Annotated in this window: 24 protein-coding genes; 8 read left to right on the top strand and 16 right to left on the bottom strand. The window is 59.7% G+C overall.

Annotated elements, in window-relative coordinates; all coding sequences use genetic code 11:
- Positions 1-72: 72 nt before the first annotated feature.
- The 9 genes from IAI51_RS03875 to IAI51_RS03835 all read right to left on the bottom strand — a co-directional run bounded on the left by IAI51_RS03875 (position 73) and on the right by IAI51_RS03835 (position 10,462).
- Positions 73-702, bottom strand: coding sequence for an ABC-type transport auxiliary lipoprotein family protein (locus IAI51_RS03875; RefSeq protein WP_187677277.1), 630 nt, complete (start codon positions 700-702; stop codon positions 73-75).
- A complete protein-coding gene (locus tag IAI51_RS03870; protein WP_187677276.1) occupies positions 699-1,637 on the bottom strand; it encodes an MlaD family protein in 939 nt (312 codons plus the stop codon). The genes IAI51_RS03875 and IAI51_RS03870 overlap by 4 nt, the downstream gene beginning before the upstream one ends.
- A gap of 1 nt (position 1,638) precedes the next feature.
- A complete protein-coding gene (locus IAI51_RS03865; RefSeq protein ID WP_187677275.1) occupies positions 1,639-2,442 on the bottom strand; it encodes an ABC transporter ATP-binding protein in 804 nt (267 codons plus the stop codon).
- Entirely contained in the window at positions 2,439-3,587 is a 1,149-nt protein-coding gene (locus IAI51_RS03860) for an ABC transporter permease (protein WP_187677274.1), read from the bottom strand. The genes IAI51_RS03865 and IAI51_RS03860 overlap by 4 nt, the downstream gene beginning before the upstream one ends.
- A gap of 54 nt (positions 3,588-3,641) precedes the next feature.
- Entirely contained in the window at positions 3,642-4,670 is a 1,029-nt protein-coding gene (locus IAI51_RS03855; protein ID WP_187677273.1) for a DUF5924 family protein, read from the bottom strand.
- Between the two features lie 96 nt (positions 4,671-4,766).
- Positions 4,767-6,155, bottom strand: a complete 1,389-nt coding sequence (locus IAI51_RS03850; protein ID WP_187677272.1) for a M16 family metallopeptidase — start codon at positions 6,153-6,155, stop codon at positions 4,767-4,769.
- A 181-nt stretch (positions 6,156-6,336) separates the two neighbouring features.
- Complete coding sequence (locus IAI51_RS03845; protein WP_187677271.1) at positions 6,337-7,995, bottom strand: Na/Pi cotransporter family protein; 1,659 nt, start codon at positions 7,993-7,995, stop codon at positions 6,337-6,339.
- 306 nt (positions 7,996-8,301) lie between these two features.
- Complete coding sequence (locus tag IAI51_RS03840; protein ID WP_187677270.1) at positions 8,302-9,069, bottom strand: TerC family protein; 768 nt, start codon at positions 9,067-9,069, stop codon at positions 8,302-8,304.
- An 85-nt stretch (positions 9,070-9,154) separates the two neighbouring features.
- Entirely contained in the window at positions 9,155-10,462 is a 1,308-nt protein-coding gene (locus IAI51_RS03835; protein WP_187677269.1) for a CitMHS family transporter, read from the bottom strand.
- A 417-nt stretch (positions 10,463-10,879) separates the two neighbouring features.
- On the opposite strand from IAI51_RS03835, the gene IAI51_RS03830 reads away from it, so the two are divergent.
- From IAI51_RS03830 to IAI51_RS03820, 3 genes are read left to right on the top strand one after another with little or no spacing between them, the layout of a single operon-like run.
- Positions 10,880-11,893 (top strand): AAA family ATPase, encoded by a 1,014-nt coding sequence (locus IAI51_RS03830; protein ID WP_187677268.1) that lies wholly within the window; start codon positions 10,880-10,882, stop codon positions 11,891-11,893.
- Entirely contained in the window at positions 11,890-12,396 is a 507-nt protein-coding gene (locus IAI51_RS03825; RefSeq protein ID WP_187677267.1) for a hypothetical protein, read from the top strand. Before IAI51_RS03830 ends, IAI51_RS03825 begins: the two co-directional genes overlap by 4 nt.
- Before the next feature lie 15 nt (positions 12,397-12,411).
- Positions 12,412-12,813 carry a GFA family protein gene (locus IAI51_RS03820; RefSeq protein ID WP_187677266.1) on the top strand — a complete coding sequence of 134 codons (402 nt, stop codon included), beginning with the start codon at positions 12,412-12,414 and terminating at the stop codon, positions 12,811-12,813.
- A gap of 16 nt (positions 12,814-12,829) precedes the next feature.
- On the opposite strand, the gene IAI51_RS03815 is transcribed toward IAI51_RS03820, so the two are convergent.
- Positions 12,830-13,156: a DOPA 4,5-dioxygenase family protein gene (locus IAI51_RS03815; RefSeq protein ID WP_187677265.1), complete on the bottom strand. Its 327-nt coding sequence runs from the start codon at positions 13,154-13,156 to the stop codon at positions 12,830-12,832.
- 83 nt (positions 13,157-13,239) lie between these two features.
- Here IAI51_RS03815 and IAI51_RS03810 point away from each other — a divergent pair, with 83 nt between their 5' ends.
- On the top strand, positions 13,240-13,902 hold the full coding sequence (locus tag IAI51_RS03810) for an NAD(P)-dependent oxidoreductase (RefSeq protein ID WP_187677264.1): 663 nt from the start codon (positions 13,240-13,242) through the stop codon (positions 13,900-13,902).
- A 4-nt stretch (positions 13,903-13,906) separates the two neighbouring features.
- Here the strand turns inward: IAI51_RS03810 and IAI51_RS03805 are convergent, their stop codons facing one another.
- The gene (locus IAI51_RS03805; RefSeq protein WP_187677263.1) at positions 13,907-14,857 is read right to left on the bottom strand and encodes a choline sulfate utilization transcriptional regulator; all 951 of its coding nucleotides are present in this window, start codon (positions 14,855-14,857) and stop codon (positions 13,907-13,909) included.
- A gap of 114 nt (positions 14,858-14,971) precedes the next feature.
- Here IAI51_RS03805 and betC point away from each other — a divergent pair, with 114 nt between their 5' ends.
- The 3 genes from betC to IAI51_RS03790 all read left to right on the top strand — a co-directional run bounded on the left by betC (position 14,972) and on the right by IAI51_RS03790 (position 19,166).
- Positions 14,972-16,486 (top strand): choline-sulfatase, encoded by a 1,515-nt coding sequence (gene betC, locus IAI51_RS03800; RefSeq protein WP_187677262.1) that lies wholly within the window; start codon positions 14,972-14,974, stop codon positions 16,484-16,486.
- Positions 16,487-16,502: 16 nt separating this feature from the next.
- A complete protein-coding gene (choX, locus tag IAI51_RS03795; RefSeq protein WP_187677261.1) occupies positions 16,503-17,423 on the top strand; it encodes a choline ABC transporter substrate-binding protein in 921 nt (306 codons plus the stop codon).
- A 174-nt stretch (positions 17,424-17,597) separates the two neighbouring features.
- Entirely contained in the window at positions 17,598-19,166 is a 1,569-nt protein-coding gene (locus IAI51_RS03790) for a SulP family inorganic anion transporter (RefSeq protein WP_187677260.1), read from the top strand.
- Positions 19,167-19,247: 81 nt separating this feature from the next.
- Here IAI51_RS03790 and aroE read toward each other — a convergent pair whose 3' ends face one another.
- Both aroE and hemF read right to left on the bottom strand, forming a co-directional pair.
- Positions 19,248-20,066: a shikimate dehydrogenase gene (aroE, locus tag IAI51_RS03785; RefSeq protein ID WP_187677259.1), complete on the bottom strand. Its 819-nt coding sequence runs from the start codon at positions 20,064-20,066 to the stop codon at positions 19,248-19,250.
- Between the two features lie 13 nt (positions 20,067-20,079).
- Positions 20,080-20,994: an oxygen-dependent coproporphyrinogen oxidase gene (gene hemF / locus IAI51_RS03780; RefSeq protein WP_187677258.1), complete on the bottom strand. Its 915-nt coding sequence runs from the start codon at positions 20,992-20,994 to the stop codon at positions 20,080-20,082.
- Between the two features lie 162 nt (positions 20,995-21,156).
- Here hemF and IAI51_RS03775 point away from each other — a divergent pair, with 162 nt between their 5' ends.
- On the top strand, positions 21,157-22,134 hold the full coding sequence (locus tag IAI51_RS03775; protein WP_187677257.1) for an NADPH:quinone reductase: 978 nt from the start codon (positions 21,157-21,159) through the stop codon (positions 22,132-22,134).
- 7 nt (positions 22,135-22,141) lie between these two features.
- Here IAI51_RS03775 and IAI51_RS03770 read toward each other — a convergent pair whose 3' ends face one another.
- The 3 genes from IAI51_RS03770 to IAI51_RS03760 are packed head-to-tail and all read right to left on the bottom strand — an operon-like array spanning position 22,142 to position 25,789.
- The gene (locus tag IAI51_RS03770) at positions 22,142-23,473 is read right to left on the bottom strand and encodes a phenylacetate--CoA ligase family protein (RefSeq protein WP_262410287.1); all 1,332 of its coding nucleotides are present in this window, start codon (positions 23,471-23,473) and stop codon (positions 22,142-22,144) included.
- Positions 23,430-24,698, bottom strand: a complete 1,269-nt coding sequence (locus IAI51_RS03765; RefSeq protein ID WP_187677256.1) for an aminotransferase class I/II-fold pyridoxal phosphate-dependent enzyme — start codon at positions 24,696-24,698, stop codon at positions 23,430-23,432. Before IAI51_RS03765 ends, IAI51_RS03770 begins: the two co-directional genes overlap by 44 nt.
- Entirely contained in the window at positions 24,695-25,789 is a 1,095-nt protein-coding gene (locus IAI51_RS03760; RefSeq protein WP_187677255.1) for a DUF3419 family protein, read from the bottom strand. The genes IAI51_RS03765 and IAI51_RS03760 overlap by 4 nt, the downstream gene beginning before the upstream one ends.
- Positions 25,790-25,799: the final 10 nt, after the last annotated feature.

Below are 25,799 nucleotides of genomic sequence, written 5' to 3'. Positions count from 1 at the left end.
AGGCACTAATGATGGTGACTGACAAACCGCCATCGCCAGCAGGCTGGCTCCTACATTGGTTTTGTGTGGGGCTTAAGGTCTGGGTTCTGGTGCGAGTTTCTGCCCTTGATCTACCGCCCACGCCACGACCTTCGCGGTCAGGCGATCACTGGCCTGGCCGAAGCCTGCGACCACTGCTGGCACCTGCACATCGCTCAACGGTTGACGCTCTTCAAAGCGGCGGCTGGCCAGAATCCGCTGGTCATAGCCACGCACCAGCAGCGCATCGACTCGCACCACGACGCTGGCCTGCGTCCCCTGATATTCAGTCTGAAACGCCTGCAAATTCCCGCCCAGCTCCAGATCCGCGGCAAAGTTGCTGTCATCGGTACTCAGCAACGTCACCCGGCCATCACGCGCGAAGCCGTCCAGCAACCGATTACGCACCAGCACCGGGGCAGGATCGCTCCAGCGCGAAGCCTTGTAGCTGCTGATCACGTCGCCCTGTGGAATCACCGCAATACTCGGCCGGTTCAACGCTTCGCTGGCCAGCAACTTGTTCAGGCGCAGCGACCACTGCTGCGGCGCCGCCGAACTGGCCGAGGCGGGTGCTTGTGCGCTCGGCAGACGGTAAACGTCCGATGGCTCCGACTTGGGCAAGATCGAGCACGCGCTGATCAGGGTAACGCCAGCGGCGAGGAGGGCGAGGCGAGTCAGCTTCATGGCGTGAACTCCTTGTTCTTGTCACTGCCCAGCAGGTAACCGCTGGGGTTGGCCTCCAGGCGTTGGGAAATGGCACGCAGCGAAGTCAGCGTCTCGCGCAGTTCGCGGATCGCCGGCGCCAGGCCATTGAGGCCCTGCATGCCGTTGTCGAGGGAGTTCTGGTTCTTGCTCAGCAGGCCGTTGATGGTGGAGCTGCTTTGTTCCAGCGACTTCATCGCCTGTTCGGCACTGCCTAGCGCCTGTTTGCCCTGATCGTTGAGCAGGCCGTTGGCGTTGCGCATCAACAGCGAGGTCTGTTCGAGCATGTTGCCGGCCTGTTTGCCGACCGTCGCCAGTTGCTGCATGGCCTGACGCAAGTCGCCGCGCTGATCGTTGATCGAGCCGGTGGTCTGTTCCAAGTGGGCGAGGGTGTTACTGACGCGTTCGACGTTTTCGGCGGAGAACATGTGATTGGCGTTATTGAGCAGGGCACTGATGCCGGTCATCAAGTCGTTGCTGTCATTGAGCAGACGCGAAATCGGCGAAGGCGAGGCAACGATGGTCGGCAGGTTGCCGTCACGCCCTCTGAGTTTCGGGCTTTCTGGCGTACCGCCGCTGAGCTGGATGATCGACGTACCGGTGATCCCGGTCAGCGCCAGTTTGGCCAGGGTGTCTTCCTTGATCGGGGTGTCGCCACCCAGACGAATCCGCGCCAGCACCCGGCGCGGGTCCTGTGGATCGAGGCGCAGGTTGACCACGTCGCCGACCTTGATCCCGCTGTACTGCACCGAACTGCCCTTGGACAGACCGCTGACCGCCTCGTTGAAGACGATTTCGTAATCCTTGAACTCGGTGTCGACGCTGGACTTGGCCAGGAACAGACCGAAGAGCAGGGCGCCGGCCACCACGATGACGGTGAACAGGCCAATCAACACATGATGGGCTCGGGTTTCCATGTCAGACCTCGTTAAGCAATTTGGCGGCGTCCAGCGCCGAGCGGCCGCGCGGGCCGTGGAAGTATTCGTGAATCCACGCGTCATCCGTTTCCGAAACGACGTCGATGGGACCCGCGACCAGCACTTTCTTCTGCGCCAGCACCGCCACGCGGTCGGTGATGGTGTAGAGCGTGTCGAGGTCGTGGGTCACCAGAAACACGCTCAGGCCCAACGCGTCGCGCAGGGTCAGGATCAATTGATCGAACTGCGCCGCGCCGATCGGATCGAGGCCGGCGGTGGGTTCGTCGAGAAACAGGATGTCCGGATCCAGGGCCAAGGCCCGGGCCAATGCGGCGCGCTTGATCATGCCGCCGGACAGCGACGACGGGTATTTGTCCGCCGCCGACAGCGGCAACCCGGCCAGCGCCAGTTTGACCGCGGCCAGATGCTCGGCATCGTGGCGACTCAGGCCGGCGTGTTCGATCAGGGGCAGGGCGACGTTCTCGGTCACCGTCAGCGAGGAAAACAGCGCGCCTTTCTGGAACAGCACGCCAAAGCGCCGCTCGACCAGTGAGCGCTCGTGCTCGGACAGGCTTGGCAGGTTCTGGCCGAATACTTTGACGTTGCCTTCGCTGGGCCGGCGCAGGCCGACGATGCTGCGCAACAGCACCGATTTGCCGCTGCCGGAACCGCCGACCACGGCGAGGATTTCGCCTTTGTACAAATCCAGATCGAGGTTTTCGTGCACGCTCTGGCTGCCAAAGCGATTGCACAGGCCACGGACTTCGATTACTGCCTCGGCGGGCGCGCGGGGTAGACGACTCACCAGCCCATCTCCATGAAGAACAGCGCGGCCACCGCGTCGAGCACGATCACCACAAAAATCGACTGCACCACGGCGGAGGTGGTGTGGGCGCCGACCGATTCGGCGCTGCCGCTGACCTTGAAGCCTTCCAGGCAACCGATCGCGGCGATCAGGAAGGCGAAGATCGGCGCTTTGACCAGCCCGACCAGGAAATGCTGAATGCCGATGTCCGATTGCAGCAGCGACAGGAACATCGCCGGCGAAATATCCAGCGACACCGCGCAGACCACGCCGCCGCCGACGATGCCCGAGAGCATCGCCAGAAACGTCAGCATCGGCAACGCCACCAGCATCGCCAGCACCCGTGGTACTACCAGCAACTCCATGGGGTCGAGGCCGAGGGTGCGGATCGCGTCGATTTCTTCGTTGGCCTTCATCGAGCCGATCTGCGCGGTGAACGCACTGGCGGTGCGCCCGGCCATCAGGATCGCCGTCAGCAACACGCCGAACTCACGCAGGAACGAGAAGCCCACCAGATCCACGGTAAAAATCGTCGCGCCGAAACTGGCCAGCACCGTCGCGCCGAGAAACGCCACCACCGCGCCGACCAGAAAGGTCAGCAACGCCACGATGGGCGCGGCGTCGAGACCGGTCTGTTCGATGTGCGCAATCATCGGCGTGATCCGCCAGCGCTTGGGCCGGAACAGGTTGCGGGCGATGGTTTCCAGAATCAGCCCGACGAAGCCGAGCAGTTGCAGAGTGTCTTGCCAGATCGTGTCGACGGCGCGGCCGATGCGCGTCAGCAACTGCACGCTGACGCTGACTTCCGGTTCCTTGATGGGCACGCAGAAATCGGTCAGCGACTGATACACGGTTTGCAGCAGCGCGCGATCAGCAGAGGAAATCGTGCAATCGGGATGTTCGGCGGATTTGCCGAGGCGTTCGGAACCGAGCAGTTCCACCAGCAACGAGGCGCCAGCGGTATCGAGGGCACCGAGGCCGTTCAGATCAATCGGCGTGCTGGCGTCGTATTGGCCGTGGAGCTTTTCGCTCAGTTGCTTGAGGTCGGCGTAATGGGCGAGCGTCCAGTCCCCGGTAACCCGCAGGCGGGCAGGGGTGATCGACGTGTCCAGTTGGGCACTGCCTGTCATTGAACGGCTGGTCATAAGCTCCGTGCTTTTCGGCTAAATACGCTGGCATACGTAATAGCACGAACCTGACTACTTTTCTTTGACCGCTGTGCTGTCCGTCACTTCAAAACGGAGCACGCCGATCACTTGGCCATCCTCGGTCAGTACTCGAACCTGCCACTTGCCTGCCGGATTGCCGGGGAAATTCTGCTTGTGCGTCCATGCCCGGTAGCCTTCCTTGCGCCCGCCATGGATGTCGAGAGCGATGCGATCGACCTCTTTGCCGTTGAACTGCCAGACGTGATAAATCCGCTCATCCAGGCCGCGCGGCGCGTTGATCGCGGTGTAGGCGTAGAGCCCGCCGTTGCGAATCTGTTCGGCACTGACCTCGTCGAGGCTGGCGCCGGGGGTGCGATCCTGCATCTGCGTACTGATCGCCACGTCGCTCATCCACAGCGTCGCCGGCGGCACCCAGGAACGCAGGACCCAGCCAACGCCGCCGATGCCCACCGTGATGCACAGAATCGCCAGCGCGTTGCGCACCGTGCGGATCGGGAAGATTGACGCCAGGCTCGGGAACGACAACACCACTGCGGTGCCCAGCGCCCATTTGAAACTCTGCGAAGTGGTCAGGTGCATGATCACCGGCAATGCAGTGAGCAGTGCGGCGAACAGGGTCAGGGTATGCAGCGCGAGAAACGCCCAGCGTCGCGGCGCCAGCCATTTGTAGTAGAGCGGATCGATCACCGAAATCAGTGCGGCGATGCTCAACAGCCCGGTGAAAATCAACTGGCCGCTATTCCACGTCGTGGTGATGAAGAAGAACGGCAGGACAAAAAACAGGCTTTCCTGATGGATCATCTGCGTCGCGTAACGCAGCAGCGGCTGGGGAATTTCCCGTTTGAAAATCCGCGTGAACAGCTTGGTCAGGCTGTTTTCCAGCATCAGCCAGATCCAGCTCAGCAGCATGATCGTGGTGATCCAGCTCGCCAGGCCCTGTTGCCGGTCGACCAGGATGAAACTGCCGACCCCGGAGATGAAACCACCAAGCGCAATGACCCCGGGATAGCGCTTCATCAGCTCAAGAATGCGCTGGATGATCTGGGGGATTTTTGGCATTTGGCGGTTCACGACAGTCGTAGGAAAAAACCTCGACAGAGTACCGCTGGCGCGGCGGTGTGGCGAGGCTGCCGGTCAGTAAATATCACCACAGGTTCAGTGTTCAGCGGATTTGCGGCGACGCAAACGCCAGCCAATCAGAATCAGCAGCAACACGCCCAGCCCACCCGCACTCAGCCACAACACCTGATCATCACTGATCAACGGCTTCTCGATCCGCAGATACCCCGGTTGCAGCAACAACTCGCGCATGGCCTTGTTCGCCGCGTCCAGCGTCACGCCCTGCAGCTCGCGGGCAGGGTTGGCGAAGCGGCCGTCCTCATAGTCACCCAGCGCGCTCCAGTAGTAATCGGCCAGCGCGCTGTTGCCTTGCACCGCCCACGCCTGATGGGCGATGGCGGCTTGTTTAATGCGGGCAAAGGTGTCCGGATCGAGGCCGTTTTTCAGCAGATCGGCCTTGAGGGTTTCCAGCACCTGGATGGCTTCGTCAACGTCATCGCGATCCAGATCAGCATTCAGGCTCATGAAGCCGACGCCACCAAACACTTCGCGCTCGGCCCACGGCCCATAAGACAAACCGTGGTTCAGGCGTATCTGTCGATACAGCGCCCAGTCGAGGTAGTCCTTGAGGATGTCGAAGGTCTGGTCGTACTGATCGTCCAGCACCGGCTCCGGCACCAGCCAGTGCAGCTTGGCGCTTTCGCCGATAAAACCACGGGTGAGGGTGCGTTCATGGGCAGCGCTGGAGCGGATGTCCGGCAGCGGGCGATGTTCGCTCGGTTCAACCGCGTCGAGCGCGCCCAAGGTGCGTTCCAGATAGGCCGGCAGCAATTTGTCGAGTTCGCCGACGACGATCAGGCTCATGTTGTTCGGCGCGTACCAGACCTTGCGCACCTTCTCCAATTGCTCTTGGGTCAGGTGATCAACCTCCGCGCGTTGCGGACATTTCAGGCCCAGTTCGACCGCCAGTTGATTGCTCGCGGTGTGGCCCAGATCCTGACGGTCGAGAAAGCGTTGCAGCTTGGTGTAGTGACCGCCGTCCTCACGCTCGACCACACGTTTGGCGGCGTTGATTGCGTTGTCGTCGATGCGGGTCTGGGTCAGCAGATCGAGTAGCAGGTCGAGCACTTTGCGCTGGTTCTTCGCCGGAGCTTCGATGACGAACGTGGTGTCGGCGTTGCTGGTGAAGGCGTTCCACTCGCCACCGAGCGCCTGCATGCGTTCTTCGAGGCCGCCTTCTCCCGTGGCGTCGATGCCGCTGAACAGCAGATGCTCAAGCAGATGCGGCAGCTCTTTTTCGTCACAGTCAAAGTCGTCGAGGCCGACGCCCACCACCAGCCGGATCGCCACATGCCCGCGTTCGGTGCCGGGCTTGAGTAGCAACTGCAAACCGTTGGGCAATGCATAGCCTTCGACCTGAAAACGATCCAGGGCAAAAGAGGGGAGTGAACCGAGCAACAGACAGGCGAACAACAGGCAACGCATAACAGGCTTCCATACGGCTGATTTGGAGATCCGTGTCGCTATTCAGGCCGCCCTTCGCGAGCAGGTCGAATCGTCGCACCGTCGCTCCCACAAGGGAACGTGTTTCAAAGGTGGGAGCGAGCCTGCTCGCGAAGGTCTTAAGGCTGAATCAAAGTTACTGACTAAACCCAGCCCCAGACGTTCAAGGCGAATGCGTAATGTCGCTCATATCATCCGCCGCCAACGCCCCGGTATCCGCCGTTTCCAACACCACATACGCGCTGCCGCAAAACAGCGAATTGAGCCGTCTCATGTCTGCAATCAACTCCAGATGCAGCGAACTGGTTTCAATACTCTGCACGATTTTGCGTTGCAAACGGCTGACATGCGCATGGGCCAAACGCCGTTCCTGCGCGCGAAAGCGCCGTTTCTCACGCAACAACTGGCGAGCGCTTTCGCGGTCGCTGCTGAGAAATACCGACAGGCCCAAACGCAGGTTGGCGATGAGTTGCTGATGCAGGACGGCCAAATCCTCCAGCCCCTCTTCGGAAAACGAACGACGCTGCGAAGTCTTCTGCTGCTGAATCTTGCGCAGCATGCGTTCGATCAGATCACTGGCCAGTTTCAGGTTGATCACCAGTTCGATGATCTCCGCCCAGCGCCGGCTGTCGTGCTCGCCGAGGTCCTCACGGGGCATCTGTGCCAGATACAACTTGATCGCGCTGCACAGCGACTCGATGTCATCGGTCAGCCGGCGGATTTCCTGGGTGACGGCAGTTTGTTTGCCGCGCAGTACGTCGAGGGTGGCGTCGAGCATGTTGTCGAGCAGATCGCCCACGCGTAGGGTTTCCCGCGCGGCATTGGCCAAGGCCAGGCTGGGCGTGACCAGCGCGGTCGCGTCAAGATGACGGGGTTTGGCCGTGCCGTTGACCTCCGGGCGCTCCGGTAGCAGCCAGGCGCAAAGCCGCGCCATCGGCCCGACACTCGGCAGCAGAATCAGGCAGCGCGCAGTGTTGTAGAGCAGGTGGAAGCCGATGACCATTTCCTGCGGACTGAAATCGAGGCTGTCGATCCAGTGCACCAGCGGATCGAGCACCGGGATGATCAATAAGAGGCCGATCAGCTTGTACAACAGACTGCCCAGCGCCACTTGCCGGCCCGCCGCGTTCTGCATGCTGGTGCTCATGAACGCCAGAATGCCGCTGCCGATATTCGCGCCGATCACCAGACCGATCGCCACCGGCAGGCTGATCACCGCAGCCCCGGCAAGCGTCGCAGTCAGGAGAACGGCGGCGAGGCTGGAGTAGGAAATCATCGCGAACAACGCACCGACCAGGGCGTCGAGGAGGATGTCGCCAGTCAGAGAAGCAAAAATCACTTTCACGCCTTGAGCGTGGGTGATGGGTGCAGCCGCTTCGACGATCAATTGCAGCGCGAGAATGATCAGCCCTAAACCGATGCTGACCCGGCCCATCTGCCCGAGCCGCGTCTGTTTACGCGACAGAAAGAAAATTACCCCGAGGAAAATCAGCAGTGGCGACAGCCACGACAAATCGAACGTCAGCACTCGCGCCATCAGCGCCGTACCGACGTCGGCACCGAGCATGGTCGCCAGTGCCGGGGTCAGCGCCATCAGGCCTTGGCCGACGAAGGAGGTGACGAGCATGGCGGTGGCGTTGCTGCTCTGCACCATCGCGGTCACGACGATACCGGCGACGAACGCGAGCCAGCGTTTGGACATGTTCTGGCCGATCACATGGCGCAGATTGGTGCCGTACACCCGCAGGATGCCGGTTCGGACGATGTGCGTTCCCCAGATCAGCAGGGCGACGGCAGAAAGAAGATTGAGCAGGGTGAGCATGCAGACCCCCTGTAATAGCAGCGCCCCAGAGGAGCAAGTTGACGGTACCGCGCGGTTTCTACGTTCTGATACTTAAGCTGTAGTTGGCTAACGGTCTGGGCGCCAGCATTGCACAGCTAAAGTGCTGATTGAAACAAAAGTGTCATGAAAAGCGCTTCATCCGCACACTCTGAAATCAACAAAAAACCTGTGGGAGTCTGGCTTGCCAGCGATGGCGTCCGTTCAGCAGACGTTGATGTCGCTGACACTCCGCTATCGCTGGCAAGCCAGCGCCCACAGGTTTTATCTTGTAGCTGAACGTCCGGATTACTGCCCCGGAATGTCCTTGCGCAGTTTCACCGGATCCTGCTGCTGTTTCTTCTTCGCCATCGCCCCGCGCAGTTTGATGTTGATCGCTTCAACCGCCAGCGAGAACGCCATCGCGAAGTAGACGTAGCCTTTTGGCACATGCACGTCGAACGACTCGGCAATCAGCACGGTACCGACCACCAGCAGGAACGACAGCGCCAGCATTTTCAGCGACGGGTGCTTGTCGATGAATTCGCTGATCGTGCCCGCCGCGAGCATCATCACCAGCACCGCAACGATGATCGCTGCAACCATGACCGGTACGTGCGAGACCATGCCGACAGCGGTGATCACCGAGTCCAGCGAGAACACGATGTCGATGATCGCGATCTGGATGATGGTGTAGAGGAAGTTGCCGCCCTTGCCGCCTGGCGTTTCTTCGCTTTCGTCTTCGCCTTCCAGCGCGTGGTACATCTCTTGCGAGCTCTTCCACAGCAGGAACAGACCACCGAAGAACAGGATCAGGTCGCGGCCGGAGATGCCTTGGCCGAACACCACGAACAGGTCGGCAGTCAGGCGCATGACCCAGGTGATCGACAGCAGCAACAGGATCCGCGTGATCATGGCCAGCGCCAGACCGAAAATCCGGGTGCGCTGCTGCATGTGTTTAGGCATGCGGCTGACCAGGATCGAAATCATGATGATGTTATCGATGCCGAGGACGATTTCCAGGGCGGTCAGGGTAAAGAAGGCAACCCAGATTTCAGGGTTGGTCAGCCATTCCATGTGTATTCCTTTGAGCGATTGTTAAACCGAAAAAGGTCCGGGCTTCAAACAGCGAAGCCAGGACCCGCAACGGTGAGTCTTGGGCTTATAGAGTGCTGAACACCGGGAAAGTCCCCAACAGCAGTGCAGCAAACAGAATGCAGATACAAACCAGGATCGCCCATTTCAGGGTGAAACGCTGGTGGTCACCAAAATCAATACCGGCCAGAGCCACCAACAGATAGGTCGATGGCACCAACGGGCTCAGCAAGTGCACGGGTTGACCGACGATCGAGGCACGAGCCATTTCCACCGCGGTAATCCCGTAGTGGCTGGCAGCCTCGGCCAACACCGGCAACACGCCATAGTAGAACGCATCGTTGGACATGAAGAAGGTGAACGGCATGCTCACCAGCGCCGTGATTACGGCCAGGTACGGGCCAAGGAAATCAGGGATCACCGCCAACAGGCTCTTCGACATCGCATCGACCATGCCGGTGCCCGACAGGATACCGGTGAAGATACCCGCCGCAAAGATCAGCCCGACCACTGCCAGCACACTACCGGCGTGAGCCGCGACGCGATCCTTCTGCATTTGCAGGCAAGGATAGTTGACGATCATTGCAATACTGAACGCCACCATGAACAACACCGGCAGCGGCAACAGGCCGGCGATCAAGGTGCACATGAGACCGAAGGTCAGCGCGCCGTTGAACCAGATCAATTTAGGACGACGGGCATCCGGGAACTGCGAGACGCTGATTTCGCTGTGATCGATATCGTCGCCCACCAGGTGCAACTCACCCAGACGCGCACGTTCACGCTTGCCGTAGAAGTAGGCAATGATCAGGATCGCCACCACACCGGCGCCCATGGCCGGAATCATCGGCACGAAGATGTCCGACGGATCGACATGCAGCGCACTGGCAGCTCGGGCGGTCGGGCCACCCCACGGGGTCATGTTCATCACGCCACCGGCGAGGATGATCAGGCCGGCCATGATTCGCGGGCTCATGCCGATGCGGCTGTAAAGCGGCAGCATGGCGGCCACGCAGATCATGTAAGTGGTCGCGCCGTCACCATCGAGGGAAACGACGAGCGCCAGAACGGCGGTGCCGACCGAAACTTTCAACGGGTCGCCCTTGACCAGTTTGAGGATCTTGCGCACGGCCGGGTCGAACAGGCCGGAGTCGATCATCAGGGCGAAGTAGAGAATGGCGAACATCAGCATCACGCCAGTTGGCGCAAGCTTGGTGATGCCTTCGAGCATCATCGGGCCGATCTTCGGCGCGAAACCACCGAACAGGGCAAACAGGATCGGGATGATGATCAAAGCGATCAGCGCGGACAGGCGCTTGGTCATGATCAGGAACATGAACGTGATGACCATGGCGAAGCCAAGGAAAGTCAGCATGGGAATACTCCAGGCGTAGCGCGGCTAGTTGATTGAGCGGATCGTGGGGATCAGCGCAGAACGGGAAGCACGAGACGTACGGGCGGAGTGACAGCGCGGAGGCGGGCTACAGAGGACATCAGAATCACCATTGTTGTTGTTAATTGGGCCGGGCGAGCGAGCGAGCAATCACACGCGTTGGCCAACCGGTCTGTTGCCGGAAGTAAGGCGATCCTAATGGGGCAACCTTTCAGCTACCTTTCGCTGATGAAAGGTCTGACGAGAGGCGGGGCAGGTTTCATGCGAAGCAAGCGGATGGGTGGAGGCGCGTCGTAGGACCCTTCTGTAGTTTCTGAAGGGCCGTCGTCCCAGCTGTATCGAAGGGAATCGCAATGCTAGGCTTGCGCCCACTGCAAAGTTTGAGAGGAGCTCAATCCAATGCTCAATAGCGTTGAACTAGACAATTTCGGTCCGTTACAAAGAATCCGATGGGGCAAGCTCTCAAACTTGAATCTGATCATCGGAGCGAATAGCAGCGGCAAGACGTTTTTGCTTAAGGCGCTTTACTGCACGATGCGCACGCTTGAAGAGTACCAGCGCGGAAATGAACAGCGATCTGCTGCAGAGATTCTCACTGACAAACTTTACTGGACGTTTCAGGCTGACAAAATTGGCGATCTGGTAACAAAAAACGCAGATGGCCCACTGTCCTGCAAGGTCAAGGTGGACTCACGCGAATTTCGCTACGGATTCGGCAAAGACACAACCAAAAACATCGCCTCACTGGAAAACCACGTTCCACCACGAGGCAGCAATTCAATATTCCTGCCTCCCAAGGAAGTGCTCTCCCTGCAGCACATCATTTTAAAAAGCCGTGATCTCGATAAAGATTTCGGCTTCGATGACACTTATTACGATTTGGCAAAAGCCTTGCGGCTTTTGCCTACCAAAGGCAAGAACCACGCACATTTCGCAAAGGCTCGAGAGAATCTCGAGGAGATGTTCGGTGGCAAAGTCGAGTTCGATAGCAGCACCAATCGCTGGCAATTCAAGAAGGGCAATCAGAAATTCCAGATTGGTTCTACAGCCGAAGGCATCAAGAAAATTGCCATTCTCGATACTTTGCTAGGCAATCGATATTTGACCAAAGACTCTATGGTATTCATCGATGAGCCGGAATCTGCCTTACATCCGGTCGCCATCACCAGACTGATCGATATCATTGTGTCTCTTGCCGAAAGCGGCATTCAATTCTTCATTGCCAGTCACTCGTACTTCGTGATCAAGGCGCTCTATATCGCGGCGCAAAAAAATCACATGTCGATCCCGGTTCTGTCGTCCGTAGAAGGCCAATGGATCAGTGATGACCTGCTCAAAGGTATGCCGGACAATCCCATCGTCGACGAATCCATTCGTCTTTACGAAGAAGAAGTGGAGCTGGCTCTGGGATGACTATCTCAATCGAAGAATCAGGGATGATTTTTGGGCCGTTTTCAGAGGATCAGCTTTTTCCGATTGAAAACAGTCCACTGTCCAAAAAATTGGGCGACGGCATCAAAGTTACCGAGTTTGTTCTATTGCGCGATCTCCCGGATAAACCTCAGGAAGCCTGGTTTATAGAAGCAAAATCCAGTGCTCCTCGGCAGACCGTGCACTTCGTCGAAGAAATCCGGCAGAAATTCACGAATTCGGTGCAATTGACGCTGGCTGCCTGTCTCAGGCGGCATCTTCACAGTGAAGAACACCTTCCTGCTGGATTCCTGAATCTTGATCTCGCTAACTGCGCCATAAAGTGCATTCTCGTAATCAACAACTTTCCAAAGGAATGGATGGTCGGCCTACGTGACGCGTTGAATAAGGCAATGAACTCTTTAGCAAAGACTCTCGGGCTCAAACCCGGTTCAATCATCATCATTAATGATGAAATGGCACGGGCGCGGAACCTGATCAGCTAACCAATAGGCCAAATCATGACTTCTTCGCACGGCGGTGGCTGCCACTGCGGACACATCCGTTATCAGTTCAGCGGGCCCTTGCAGGATATCGCTCATTGTCACTGTTCGATCTGCCGACGGGTCAGCGGCGGGATCGTGACAACGTGGATCACCGTGCCGGCAGCGAATTTCCAATGGCTGGCCGGAACACCGAGGCGCTACGACTCATCGGGCAGTTGCGCACGGTTCTTCTGCCCGAACTGCGGCGCGCAACTGGCGCTGGTGACGTTACTCAGCCCTGAGAGCATCGACGTGACCATTGCCACACTGGATCGCCCGGAGCAGGCAGCGGCCGAGCGGCACATCTGGACCGGCAGCCAACTGCCCTGGCTGCATCTGGACGAACACCTGCCGGGCGAGCCGGAGGAAACGCTTTAGCCGGGCCAAAGAGTGCTCAAAAAATAGACAGATCCAGCGGTCGCAGTGCGCCCATCCAGATCGCATGCTCGGTGTGGTCGAGCAAGTCATCACCGGTGTCCGGGTGCAGGAACACCACCAACCCTTTGCGATTGAGTGCCAGCCACGGCAGCACGTCGCCGATCAGCTCCGGGCCGAAGGCCAGTTGGCAGCTCCAGTCCGGGTGCGGGCCGACCGGGCGCTCGTGAACGCGGCCCATTTTCAGCGCAAACAACTGTGCTGCCTGCTCGCACAAGGCTCGCGCCTGATCAATCGTGCCGGCGTCGAAATAGACGTGGGCGTGGTAGCCCTTGATCGCTTGCATCTGAAAGCCTCGCAAATCGGTTCGAACCCTCGGCGTTGCGCGTATGTCACACACCTTACAAGGGAAAACAAAAGGGATCAGCCATGAAAAATGCCGAAACCCCGGTGGTAAAAGTGGTGCTCTATGGTGCCATGAGTAGCCTGGGCGGCGCGTTGATGGCTGAGTTGCTGCGCCGCCAGCACGAAGTCATCGCCATTCTCGACGACCTCACGGCGCTCGCGCCACGTCCGGGCTTGCGCACCAAGAGCGGTGATCTGTTTGATATCGAACGGGTCAATCAAAGCGTAGCGGGGAGTTCAGCGGTGATCTGCCTGCTGGATGCGCCGGGTTTGCCGTTCAGCAGTGATCACGTGGAAAAGTCCGTTGTATTGGGGCCGGTTGAACAGGTGCTGGCCGTCGACGCACTGGTCGATGGGCTGCAATTGGCCAATGTCGCGCGATTGTTTCTGGTGGGTGATTTCGCCGTCCTCGACGAGCCGGAGCTGGACGATCGCCTGCAACGTCACGCCGCCGAAGAAATCCGCGAAGCCCTGCAAAGCAGCCCGCTGCACTGGACGCTGGTCAATGCGCCCCACGGCGTGGCCGGATTGACGATCGAGCATTTCAGCCAGGTCGGCGGCAATCTCGAGCCCGGTCTGGCCGAACCGCTGGAGCGCTTGAATCGCGTGGCGGTGGGGATTGCCGATGAGCTGCGGCTGAATCTGCATGTGGGCCAGCATGTGAATTTCGTCGCGACGACCGAATGATTATTTAAACGGCAATCGATGGGAGGGTCAGTCCGGCTAGCGACTCAGCGCTGCCGGCCTGCTCCGCCATCAACCAGTCGACAAACTGTTGAATCAACGCACCACGACGTTTGCGCTGGGGCAGCACCACGTAGTAACCCAGCCGCGACAGGGTGGCTTCGGCAATCGGGCGGCACAGCAAACCCTGAGTCAGCAAGTTATCCACAAGGTGACGCCAACCGATAGCCACACCTTGGCCGCCAATCGCCGCTTGAATCAACAATGTGTAATTGTCGAACCGCAACTGCCCCGGCGCTGGCGGTGTACTGATGCCAAGTTCACGGAACAGCCCGCTCCAGTCAAACCAGTTACTGCTGTTTTCACCGCGCAGATGCAGTAACGGAAACTCCAGCAGCGATTGAGCCGGCAAGGGCAGGGCCCGCTCCTTGAGCAACTGCGGGCTGCAAACAGGAAACACTTCCTCGCTGAACAGCCAATGACTTTCGCCCTGTTTAAAACGCCCGTCGCCAAACAGGATCGCCACATCGATGTCGGTGCGCAGCATGTTGTGATTACGCTCGCTGGTGACCAGGCTGACGTCGACCTGCGGATTGGCTTCGTGGAAGCGATGCAAACGCGGCATCAGCCAGTAGGCAGCGAAGGCGAAGTCGGTGGCGACTTGCAGCACTTCGTGTTGCTGTTGTGCGCTGATCGCGCTCAATCCGGCGTCGATATTCTGCAAACCGAGCTGAACCTGCTCAAACAGGATCGTGCCGACCTCGGTCAATTCGATGCCGCGATAGATGCGGTCAAACAACCGAGTGCCGAGCTGATCTTCCAGCCGTTTGATCTGCTGACTGATTGCCGGTTGCGTGGTGCCAAGCTCTACCGCAGCAGCGGTGAAACTGCGATGCCGGGCGGCCGCTTCAAAGGCGCGCAGCAGGTCGAGCGACAGATCACCCAGGGCTTCATACATAAGCTGTGCTTATCCTAGTCATTGCCCGGCGCGGGCTTTACCGGTTAGAGCATGGACTCCATGCTCGGTCGCAGCAATGTCGCATAAATATTCACTATGGAATGCCGCGATCACATGAAGCGCAAGAATATTCTTTTCATCATGGCCGATCAGATGGCCGCGCCAATGTTGCCTATCTACGGCCCGTCGCCGATCAAACTGCCGAATCTTTCGCGCCTCGCCGCCCAAGGCGTGGTGTTCGATGCCGCTTACTGCAACAGCCCGTTATGTGCACCGTCGCGCTTCACCCTGGTCAGCGGCCAGTTGCCGAGCAAGATAGGCGCCTACGACAACGCCGCCGATTTCCCTGCCGATGTTCCGACCTATGCCCATTACCTGCGCCGTCTCGGCTACCGCACCGCGCTGTCGGGGAAGATGCATTTCTGCGGCCCGGACCAGTTGCACGGCTACGAAGAGCGCCTGACCAGCGACATTTATCCGGCCGACTATGGCTGGGCGGTGAACTGGGATGAGCCGGATGTACGGCCGACCTGGTATCACAACATGTCTTCGGTGCTGCAAGCGGGGCCGTGCGTGCGTACCAACCAGCTCGACTTCGACGAAGAAGTGGTGTTCAAGGCGCAGCAATACCTGTTCGACCACATCCGCGAGGACGGCGACCAGCCGTTCTGCCTGACCGTATCGATGACACACCCACACGACCCGTACACGATTGCCAAGGCGTTCTGGGACTTGTACGACGATGGTGATATCCCGTTGCCTACAACGCCGGATCAACACGAACTCGATCCACACTCACAACGCCTGCTGAAGGTCTACGACCTGTGGGATAAACCGCTGCCTGTGGATAAGATTCGCGATGCGCGCCGTGCGTACTTCGGCGCTTGCAGCTATATCGATGCCAACGTCGGCAAACTCCTGCAAACCCTCGAAGAAACGGGCCTCATCGACGACACCATCATCGTCTTCTCCGGCGACCACGGCGACATGCTTGGCGAGAAAGGCCTCTGGTACAAAATGCACTGGTACGAGATGGCTGCCCGCGTGCCCCTGTTGATAAGTGCGCCTGGGCAGTTCAATGCGAGCCGCGTCAGCGCTGCCGTATCCACAGCCGACCTGCTGCCGACCTTCGTTGAACTGGCCGGCGGCACGCTGGAACCGGGTTTGCCGCTCGACGGCCGGTCGCTGGTATCGCATCTGCAAGGGCAGGGCGGGCACGACGAGGTGTTCGGCGAATACATGGCCGAAGGCACGATCAGCCCGTTGATGATGATCCGTCGTGGCGCGTACAAATTTATCTACAGTGAAAGCGACCCTTGCCTACTCTTTGACGTAGCCAACGACCCGCGCGAACTGGAAGAACTCAGCCAATCGCCGCAACATCGCCAGCTGTTCGACGATTTTCTCGCCGAGGCGCGGGCCAAATGGGACATCCCGTCTATTCATCGGGAAGTGCTCGCCAGCCAGCGCCGCCGTCGTTTTGTTGCCGATGCGTTGACCATCGGCAAGCTGAAGAGCTGGGATCACCAGCCGCTGGTGGACGCCAGTCAGCAGTACATGCGCAACCACATCGATCTCGACGATCTGGAACGCAAGGCCCGTTATCCACAACCCTGCCAAAACCAATAATGTTAAGGGGAAGTCCATGCGCAAGTTATCCACAGTACTGACGGTCAGCCTGCTGGCTCTGGGCAGCGCCTCGGCGTTTGCCGAGCAAAGCTGCGAAACGGTGAAGATGGCCGACCCCGGCTGGAGCGACATCGCCGCGACCAACGCCATTACCGGGTTTCTGCTGGATGGCATGGGCTACAAGGCCAAGGTCGACACTCTTGCGGTGCCGATCACCTTTGGCGGGCTGAAAGATGGCCAGGTGGATGTGTTCCTCGGCAACTGGATGCCGGCGCAGCAGGGCTTCTACGATAAATTCGTCGCCAATGGCGATGTCACGCAATTAGCGAAAAACCTCGACGGCACCGAGTTCACCCTCGCCGTGCCGGATTACGTGTGGGACGCGGGTGTGCATAACTTTGCCGACCTGAACAAATACGCCGATAAATTCGACAAGAAGATTTACGGCATTGGTTCCGGCGCGCCAGCGAACATCTCGCTGCAAGAGATCATCAAGAAAAACGACTTCGACCTCGGCCAGTGGAAGCTGATCGAATCCAGTGAACAGGCGATGCTCGCCGAAGTCTCGCGGGCGGTGAAGAAGCAGAAATTCGTCACCTTCCTTGGCTGGACGCCGCACCCGATGAATGTGCAGTTGAAAATGCATTACCTCAAGGGTGGCGAGAAGTACTTTGGCGATACCGGGAGCGTCTTCACCTTGACCCGCAAGGGCTACGCCGAGGCGTGTCCGAACGTGGGTAAATTGTTGACCAATCTTTCGTTCACTCAGGAGATGGAGAACAGCATCATGGCCGAAGTGGTGAACAAGAAAGTCAGCAATGCCGAGGCGGCGAAGGCGTGGATCAAGGCGAATCCGGCGGTGTTGGACAAGTGGCTGGATGGGGTGAAAACGGTGGATGGGAAGGAAGCTTTGGCGGCAGTAAAAGCGAAGCTTTGATGCGGTGGGATTTGGAGTTGACTGATCGTTCCCATGCTCCGCGTTGGAATGCCTCAAAGGACGCTCCGCGTCCCCTTCGGCAGGGACGCGGAGCGTCCCGGGCTGCATTCCCACCCAGAGCATGGGAACGATCATGCTGATAACCTTGCAAAAACTCATCACCCGCGAGGCCCCATGGCTTTCCCCAGTCGCCGCTCACTTTTCCCTTTTCTGAACTGGCTCCCTCGGCAAACCCGCGCCAGCGTCGGACGGGATCTGATCGTCGGGCTCAGCGGTGCGATTCTCGCGTTACCCCAGTCGATTGCCTACGCGCTGATCGCCGGTCTCCCACCTGAGTACGGTCTCTATGCCGCGATCATTCCGGTATTGATCGCCTGCCTGTGGGGCTCGTCGTGGCATCTGATCTGCGGGCCGACGGCGGCGATTTCGATCGTGTTGTACGCCAGCGTGAGTCCGCTGGCCGTTCCAGCTTCACAGGACTACATCACCCTGATTCTGTTGCTGACATTCCTTGCAGGGATTTTCCAGTGGCTGCTGGGCTTGCTGCGCTTCGGCGCGCTGGTGAATTTCGTCTCGCATTCGGTGGTGCTTGGTTTCACCTTGGGCGCAGCAGTGGTCATTGCCATTGGGCAGTTACCCAATCTGTTGGGCCTGGATCTGCCGGCAAAAGCCACAGCGCTGGACAGTCTTATGGATCTGTTGCAGCACCTCGGGGCTGTGGATAAACCCTCCGTGCTGCTCGGCGTTGCCACGGTCGTGGTTGGCGTGGTGCTCAAACAGTTGCTGCCACGCTGGCCGACGCTGTTGATAACTCTCGTGCTCGCGAGTCTGCTGGTTTGGCTGTGGCCGGCAATGTTCGGCCATGTGCACCTGGTCAGTGCATTTGTCGGGCGCTTGCCGCCGTTCAGCGGACTACCACTGGATCTGGATTTGATCCTGCGCCTACTGCCCAGTGCGGTGGCGGTGGGCATGCTCGGGCTGGTCACCAGCCTGTCGATTGCCCGTTCGATTGCCGCGCGTTCGCAGCAGTTGCTCGATGCCAATCAGGAAGTCCGCGCGCAGGGCTTGTCGAATATGGTCGGGGCATTCTTTTCCGGATCGTTGTCCGCCGGCTCGTTTACCCGCTCGGGCCTGAGTTACGAGGCAGGCGCGTGTTCACCGCTGGCTGGGGTGTTTTCGGCGATCTGGGTCGCGCTTTTCGCGATTTTTGGTGCCGGGCTGATTGCGCACATTCCGATCCCGGCGATGGCTGGGAGCATTCTGCTGATCGCATGGGGGCTGGTGGATCATCGCGGCATTCGCGCGTTGCTGCGGGTCAGCCGCGCCGAATTCGTGGTCATGGCGCTGACTTGTCTGGCCACGCTATTACTGGAATTACAGACGGCGATCTACGCTGGGGTGCTGGCGTCGCTGTTCTTCTACCTCAAACGCACTTCGCAACCGCGGGTGCAGCATTGGCGTGATGGCGAAGACGATGTGCTGCGGGTCGGCGGCTCGATCTTCTTCGGCGCCAGCCATTACCTGCAAGTGCGTTTGCAACGCATGCACGGCGCGCGGGTGGTGATCGAGGCGCAGCAGATCAACTTCATCGACTATTCAGGGGTGGAGATGCTGCATCAGGAGGCGCGGCGCTTGTTGCGCCAGGATCGTAGCCTGACCTTGCGTGGGGCGCGGCCGCAAGTGGTGGAAGAGTTGAGAAAGCTTGAGGGGCCGGAGAAGTGTCCGATCCGGTTTGAGGATTGAAAAGATCGCAGCCTGCGGCAGCTCCTACATGGGATTTGTGTTCACTCTGTAGGAGCTGCCGCAGGCTGCGATCTTTTGCTTTCAGGCTAACTGCCGACGCAACTCAGCCAGGACGGGCGCTGTATCGGGGCGCACGCCGCGCCACAAAAAGAACGCCTCGGCAGCCTGCTCCGCCAACATCCCCAAGCCATCCATCGACACCGCCGCGCCATGCTCGGTGGCCCAGCGGCAGAACGCGGTCGGCTCCTTGCCGTACATCATGTCGTAGCACAGGGTTTTGCCCGGCTCGATCAGGCTTGGCGCAATCGGCGGCACTTCACCGGTAAGGCTGGCGGAAGTGGCGTTGATGATCACGTCCACCGGCTCGCGTAACCAGTCGAAACCACTGGCTGACACCGGCCCCAGATCGCAGAACAATTCGGCCAGCAACTCAGCTTTTTCCACCGTGCGGTTGGCGATGATCACCGATGCCGGTTTCTCTGCCAGCAAAGGCTCCAACACCCCACGCACCGCGCCACCGGCGCCGAGCAGCAGAATGCGCTTGCCGGTCAGGTTGAACCCGGCATTCACCGTAAGATCGCGCACCAGCCCGGCGCCGTCGGTGTTGTCACCGAGCAGCAAACCATCGGCCAGTTTGCTCAAGGTATTCACTGCACCGGCACGCTGTGCGCGGGCGGTCAGGCTGTTGGCCAGGCGATAGGCATCTTCTTTGAACGGCACGGTGACATTGGCGCCGCGACCTTGCTGGAAAAACGCCGTGGCGCAACCGGTGAAATCGTCGAGCGGCGCCAGCAGGGTGCTGTAGTCGAGACTCTGCCCGGTCTGTTCGGCGAACAGTTTGTGAATCATCGGCGACTTGCTGTGGCCGATCGGGTTACCGAAAACAACGTAACGATCCATCACAACTCCTCGTTCAGGCCTGGGCCAGCCAGTCGCGGTCTTGCAGGAAGTACTCGGTCAGGCGTGCCTCTTCGCTGCCAGGCTCGGCTTTCCAGTCGTAGGCCCAGCGCACTTGCGGCGGCAGCGACATGAGGATCGACTCGGTACGCCCGCCCGATTGCAGGCCGAACAGCGTGCCACGATCGTAAACCAGGTTGAACTCGACGTAACGGCCACGGCGGAATTCCTGGAACTCACGCTGTTTGGCGGTGAACGCATCGTTCTTGCGCCGCTGCACGATCGGCAGGTAAGCGTCGATGTACGCATCGCCAATGGCGCGCATGAAAGCGAAGCTGGTGTCGAAGTCCCACTCGTTCAGGTCGTCGAAGAACAGCCCGCCGATGCCGCGCGGTTCGTGGCGATGTTTGATGTGGAAATAGGTGTCGCACCAGGCTTTATAGCGTGAGTAGACGTCCGGACCGAACGGCGCACAAGCCTGCTCGGCGACGCGGTGCCAATGGATGCAGTCTTCTTCGTTGCCGTAATACGGGGTCAGGTCGAAGCCGCCACCGAACCACCAGGCCGGCTCTTCACCTTCCTTCTCGGCGATGAAAAAGCGCACGTTGGCGTGGGACGTCGGCACATGCGGGTTGTGCGGGTGGATCACCAGCGACACGCCGAGGGCTTCGAAGCCGCGACCCGCCAGTTCCGGGCGATGGGCGCTGGCTGACGGCGGCAGACCGCTACCGAAGACGTGGGAAAAGTTGACGCCGCCCTTTTCGATCAGCGTGCCATTCTCGATCACGCGGGTGCGACCGCCACCGCCGGCCGGCCGGGCCCAGGCGTCTTCGACGAAGCGCGTGCCGCCGTCCTCGTTTTCGAGCGCGGTGCAGATGCGGTCTTGCAGGTCGAGCAGATAGGCCTTTACGGCGTCGGTGCGGGTCGTCATGGCTTCACCTTGATCGGGGCATCACTACGCGGCGCCCCGCAGGCGGGGGGCGGCGCAAATGGGCGCGTAGCATACCACCGCAGACCCGCGCGCCGCAGTTGACGAAGATCAAGCATGGGAGTTGGATAGGGGGCTTACAAAAGACCCAAGGAGAGCAGGCAGATGGCAAAGCGTATCCAGTTCCGCGCCCACGGCGGCCCCGAAGTGCTCGAATATGTTGACTACCAACCTGCGGAGCCAGGCCCACAGCAGGTTCGGGTGAGCAACAAAGCGATCGGCTTGAATTTCATCGACACCTATTACCGCAGCGGCCTCTACGCACCGCCAGCCTTGCCGTCCGGCTTGGGCGCAGAAGGCGCGGGCATCGTTGACGCCGTTGGCAGCGAAGTAACCCGGTTCAAGGTCGGGGATCGCGTCGCTTACGGTAGCGGCCCGTTGGGCGCCTACAGTGAACTGCACGTTTTGCCCGAAGCAAATCTGGTGCACTTGCCCGACCAAATCAGTTTCGAAACCGCTGCCGGAGTGATGCTCAAGGGTCTGACCGTGCAGTACCTGCTGCGCCAGACTTATGAGCTCAAGGGTGGCGAAACCATTCTGTTCCACGCCGCTGCCGGGGGCGTCGGTTCGCTGGCCTGCCAATGGGCCAAGGCCTTGGGTGTGAAGCTGATCGGCACCGTCAGCTCGAAAGAAAAAGCCGAGTTGGCGAAAGCCAACGGTGCTTGGGCCACCATCGATTACAGCCACGAAAACGTCGCGCAACGCGTACTGGAGCTGACCGACGGCAAGAAGGTCCCGGTGGTATATGACGGTGTCGGCAAGGACACTTGGCTGACTTCGCTCGACAGCGTGTCGCCGCGTGGTCTGGTGGTGAGTTTCGGCAATGCCTCCGGCGCCGTGGATGGCGTCAATCTGGGGATTCTCTCGGCCAAAGGCTCGTTGTACGTGACCCGACCGACCCTGGCGACCTACGCCAACAACGCCGAAAACCTGCAGCGCATGGCCGATGAGCTTTTCGAGATGATCATCAGCGGCAAGCTCAAGGTCGATATCAGCCAGCGTTATCCGCTGGCTGAAGCGGCGAAGGCGCAAACCGAGCTGTCGGCACGGCGCACCACCGGATCCACCATCCTGCTGCCGTGATACCACGCTACTCCGGTGAATCCGGGGTAGCGTCCACCTCAAAAAAAAACGGCGTCTTGCCGGCGGAGGTTGTTTCGAAGCCGCTGCGGGCAAGACGCTGCACCCTCAATCCCAGTACTCCGGGCAGCCTGAGCAAAGCGCTCGCTTGCGCTTCGTTATGCAACGCCTGTTCGATGACGGCTTCTGCACTGGCTGGCAGTTTGTCCTGAGCAATGACCAGACGCATGCGGGCACCGTTGGCCTGTCGATCGATTTGTACCTGAACATCGTTAGCGTCCAGGTCGGGCAACGCTTGGGCGAGTACGCTCATGACCTGTCGCTGCGTGATGATCGCGCCACCCAGTTTGATCGACGTCTCGACCCGCCCCTCAAGCTCCAGCACCGGCAAATTACTACCACATGCGCAATTCGATTCCTGAAGCAGAATTCGCCCACGATCACCAATCCGATAACGCAACAGCGGCACATGATCGGGCAGCAGCGACGTCAGCAGAAACTCCCCGCTTTCGCCTTCGGCCACTGCTTGCAGGGTCAATGGGTCAACGACTTCGGTCAGCATCGCATCGGCGTGCAGATGATAAAAACCATGCTCCAGGTGTGCGCACTGAAAGCCGATGGGGCCGGTCTCCGTAGAGCTGTAGCCCAGCGACCGCACTCTGATTTCAGGCCAGTCCCGAGCCAATTGCTCGCGCAGCGGTTTGCTGCAGGGTTCCCCGATGTAATAGAGCCATCTCAGACTGGCCAACTGTGTGGCATCGATATCGTCATGGTTGAACAGCGCCGCCGCGAAGGAGGGAGTGCAAATCAGCGCATCGGCCGCTTGTGACTGAATCAGCTCGGCAATCCGCGTAACGCCCATCAGCGATCCGGCGGGCAACAACCGAGCACCGATGTGCTGGACGATGGCCGCGGCGTACTGAAAAGCGCCTTGCATTTCACCGGCTGTCAGGCAGTTAACGACAACAGCTGGATGTTCGTTCGCGCCCCCAAACATCCGCGCCCCCAGCAGCACGATACTGGCGTTGAATGCCCAGGAATGGGTGATGTGTTTGCGGTTGCCGGTGCTGCCTCCCGACGTCAGGGTCAGTCCGCCACCCGGTGCACGATGCGAAGCCTCACCAAGCACGGAGAACAGCACACCACCGTGCTCGTCCTCGACGGCTTGAATCGGCAGCCGATGCAAATCCTCCGGGCTCTGCACGTGCAGGATCTGCGGACACAGCGCACAGAACCACGGCAGTGACCGTGCATGGGCCAATTTGCGTGTAAAAGCCTGGTTTGCATGGCTCATCGGATCATCGCCCATCGCCACTTCCTCTTTGACGAATACCCAACTCATCGAAACCGCCATTAACGGCATTGGCCAGGCACGCCAACTGGGCCTGACTATGATTGGCACTGATCGCCAGACGCAGAATCGCCTCGCCCTTGGCCACCACCGGAAACAACGCGGTGGTGACGGCAATCGCTTGCCGCCGCAGGTACAGCGCCAGACTGATCGCGTCACGCTCGGCACCGACACGCACGAAACGGATGGGCGAGGCGACTTCATGGTTGCCAAGAACCGGTCCGAGCAAATCGTCGATCAGGGCAACATTTCGCCACAGGGCGGCTTGCAGCTCGCCCAGCTCTGGCGAAAGATGGATTTTTCCGGAGGCGACTGTCGCACCAACCCCGCCCATCGACAATGGCCCGCCGAAGGTATAGGTCGACGCATGGCGCCTTATCATCTCGGCATCGTCCGCCGTGAGCACGGTGATCGCCCCTCCGGTTGCCCCAAACGCCTTGGACAGCGAGGACAGAAGGATCAAGCGTCCGCGCAAGCGCTCATCGCCACTGGCAAGGGCATAACCACCCCCCGCCACACCGTAGATCGAAGTGCCGTGGGCGTCATCCGCATACAGATACCCTTCAAAGCGCTCCGCCAGTTGCAACAGTCGATTGATCGGATACACGCCGCGCATCGAACCGATGCTGTCGGTCAGGATGATCGGTGTATTGCCAGCCGCTACTGCCGCCGAACACGCCTGCTCGACTTGCTCCATATCCCTGCAATCGCACCGCTGTACGGGGCCAAACTGCCAAAGAATCCCTTGCAGCACTTGCATTGAAGCGTGGGCCGCCCGGTCGACGATCCAGCTCGGGCCACGGCGCAACGGATAGGACGGCAACTCACCGGATCCCAGTAAGGGCAGACAGCCCAGATGTGCACTGCCCACCGAGTTGAAGGTGACCGCGTGCCCCTGGAATATCCGGTTCAACTGTTCGTCTAGTTCACGCATTGGCGGCAACAGTGCCCGGGTTCGTGCGGCGGCGAACTGCACGCCGAAGGTTTCGACGGCGTCCACGGCGCCTTGAATCAGGCGGGGATCGCACTCAAGCCCCAGATAGGAGCATGAGAGAAACTCGGTGAGCCGCTCGCCGCTGCTCAACTCGATCTCCTTGCCTTCGCGTTGTGCCAGCTTCAGGCCGTTGAGCCCGGCATCGAACAACTGTTGCTGATCTTCACGCGCCTGCCGAATACGGTTTTTGAGCCAATTGACGGTGGGTTGCTGAGTGCTCATCGAGATACCTGCAAAGGTGATGTCCGGCGATAGACCTGCACACGCCAGAGCTGGGTTCTTTCTCGTGCAATCGCTTTCTGGTAGTCGGCGGTGATATCGCCGAAGCCTGAACAATCGGGCTGGACGACGTGCAAATGGCCACGTATGACCGTCAGCGCCTCTTCGGCCAGGGACGGGCGTAACCGCTGCAAGACACTCGCACCGTCAGCTTCGGGCATGAAAGAAGGGACGTCCGAGAGCGAGACGAAGTCGACCTCCGAGAGCGTGGCAACACAGTCGAGAATGTCGGCCTGTACCACCCGCAGCTCGCACTGTTGAAGCGCCTCACGGGCACGCTTGAAAATCTTCGGCGCGCACTCCAGCGGAAAACCTTGTGGGTAGCGCAGTTCACCGAAAAACAGCATCTGCAGAAAGAAGCTCTCGCGCACCACCTGAGTGGTGAACAAGGCGTGAAAAATCTCCAGGTACGCCGCGCGGGAACTGATGCCCAGGTTATTGGGCGGGAACGAGCCTTTGTAGAGCAGGGAATTGAGTACCGCTGCGTTGCCCAACAGCGCGATCACAGCCTTCCAGCGTTTGAGGGGAAAGCGGGTCTGGTAATACTCGACTTGCTCGCCAAGGTCGCGACAGTGGAAAACTTCACGACCTGCCTTGCCGGTAAACAGTCGGTTGACCTTCGCCAATCGCTGCAGGGTCTGCTCGAAGGCTCCCATGTAGATCGGCGCTTGCCAGTGACGGGACTGGAACAACTCGGTCAACCAGTGGCGATCGGCCTGCGGCAAATCCAGATGCCGAAATATGGACTGGCGTCGCTTGGTCGAACTGTCTGTCCGGTAACCCATGAATGCCATGAACGACGCGTGATCGGTCTGTTCCAGCAAGGCGAATCGCAGCCGGGTAAATGCCAGTTGCGGCGCGCTGATATCGGTGCAGGTCATACGCGCCGGACTGCGGGCCAGCAACGGTAAAAGCCGCCCGCCACTCCCGGCGATACCCACCACATGTCTGGCGTGCTTGGGGAGGATTGCGTATTCGAGCGCTGTGTCTTCATCCCCCAGCGCATAGTTCAACCGCTGGAAATAGTCAGCCATGCCTGCCTCC

It is taken from the genome of Pseudomonas sp. N40(2020), from assembly GCF_014472415.1.
In the GTDB taxonomy this organism is placed as follows: domain Bacteria; phylum Pseudomonadota; class Gammaproteobacteria; order Pseudomonadales; family Pseudomonadaceae; genus Aquipseudomonas.
The sequence above is the reverse complement of the archived record's forward strand: the minus strand, read 5'-3'. Positions and strand labels throughout refer to the sequence as shown.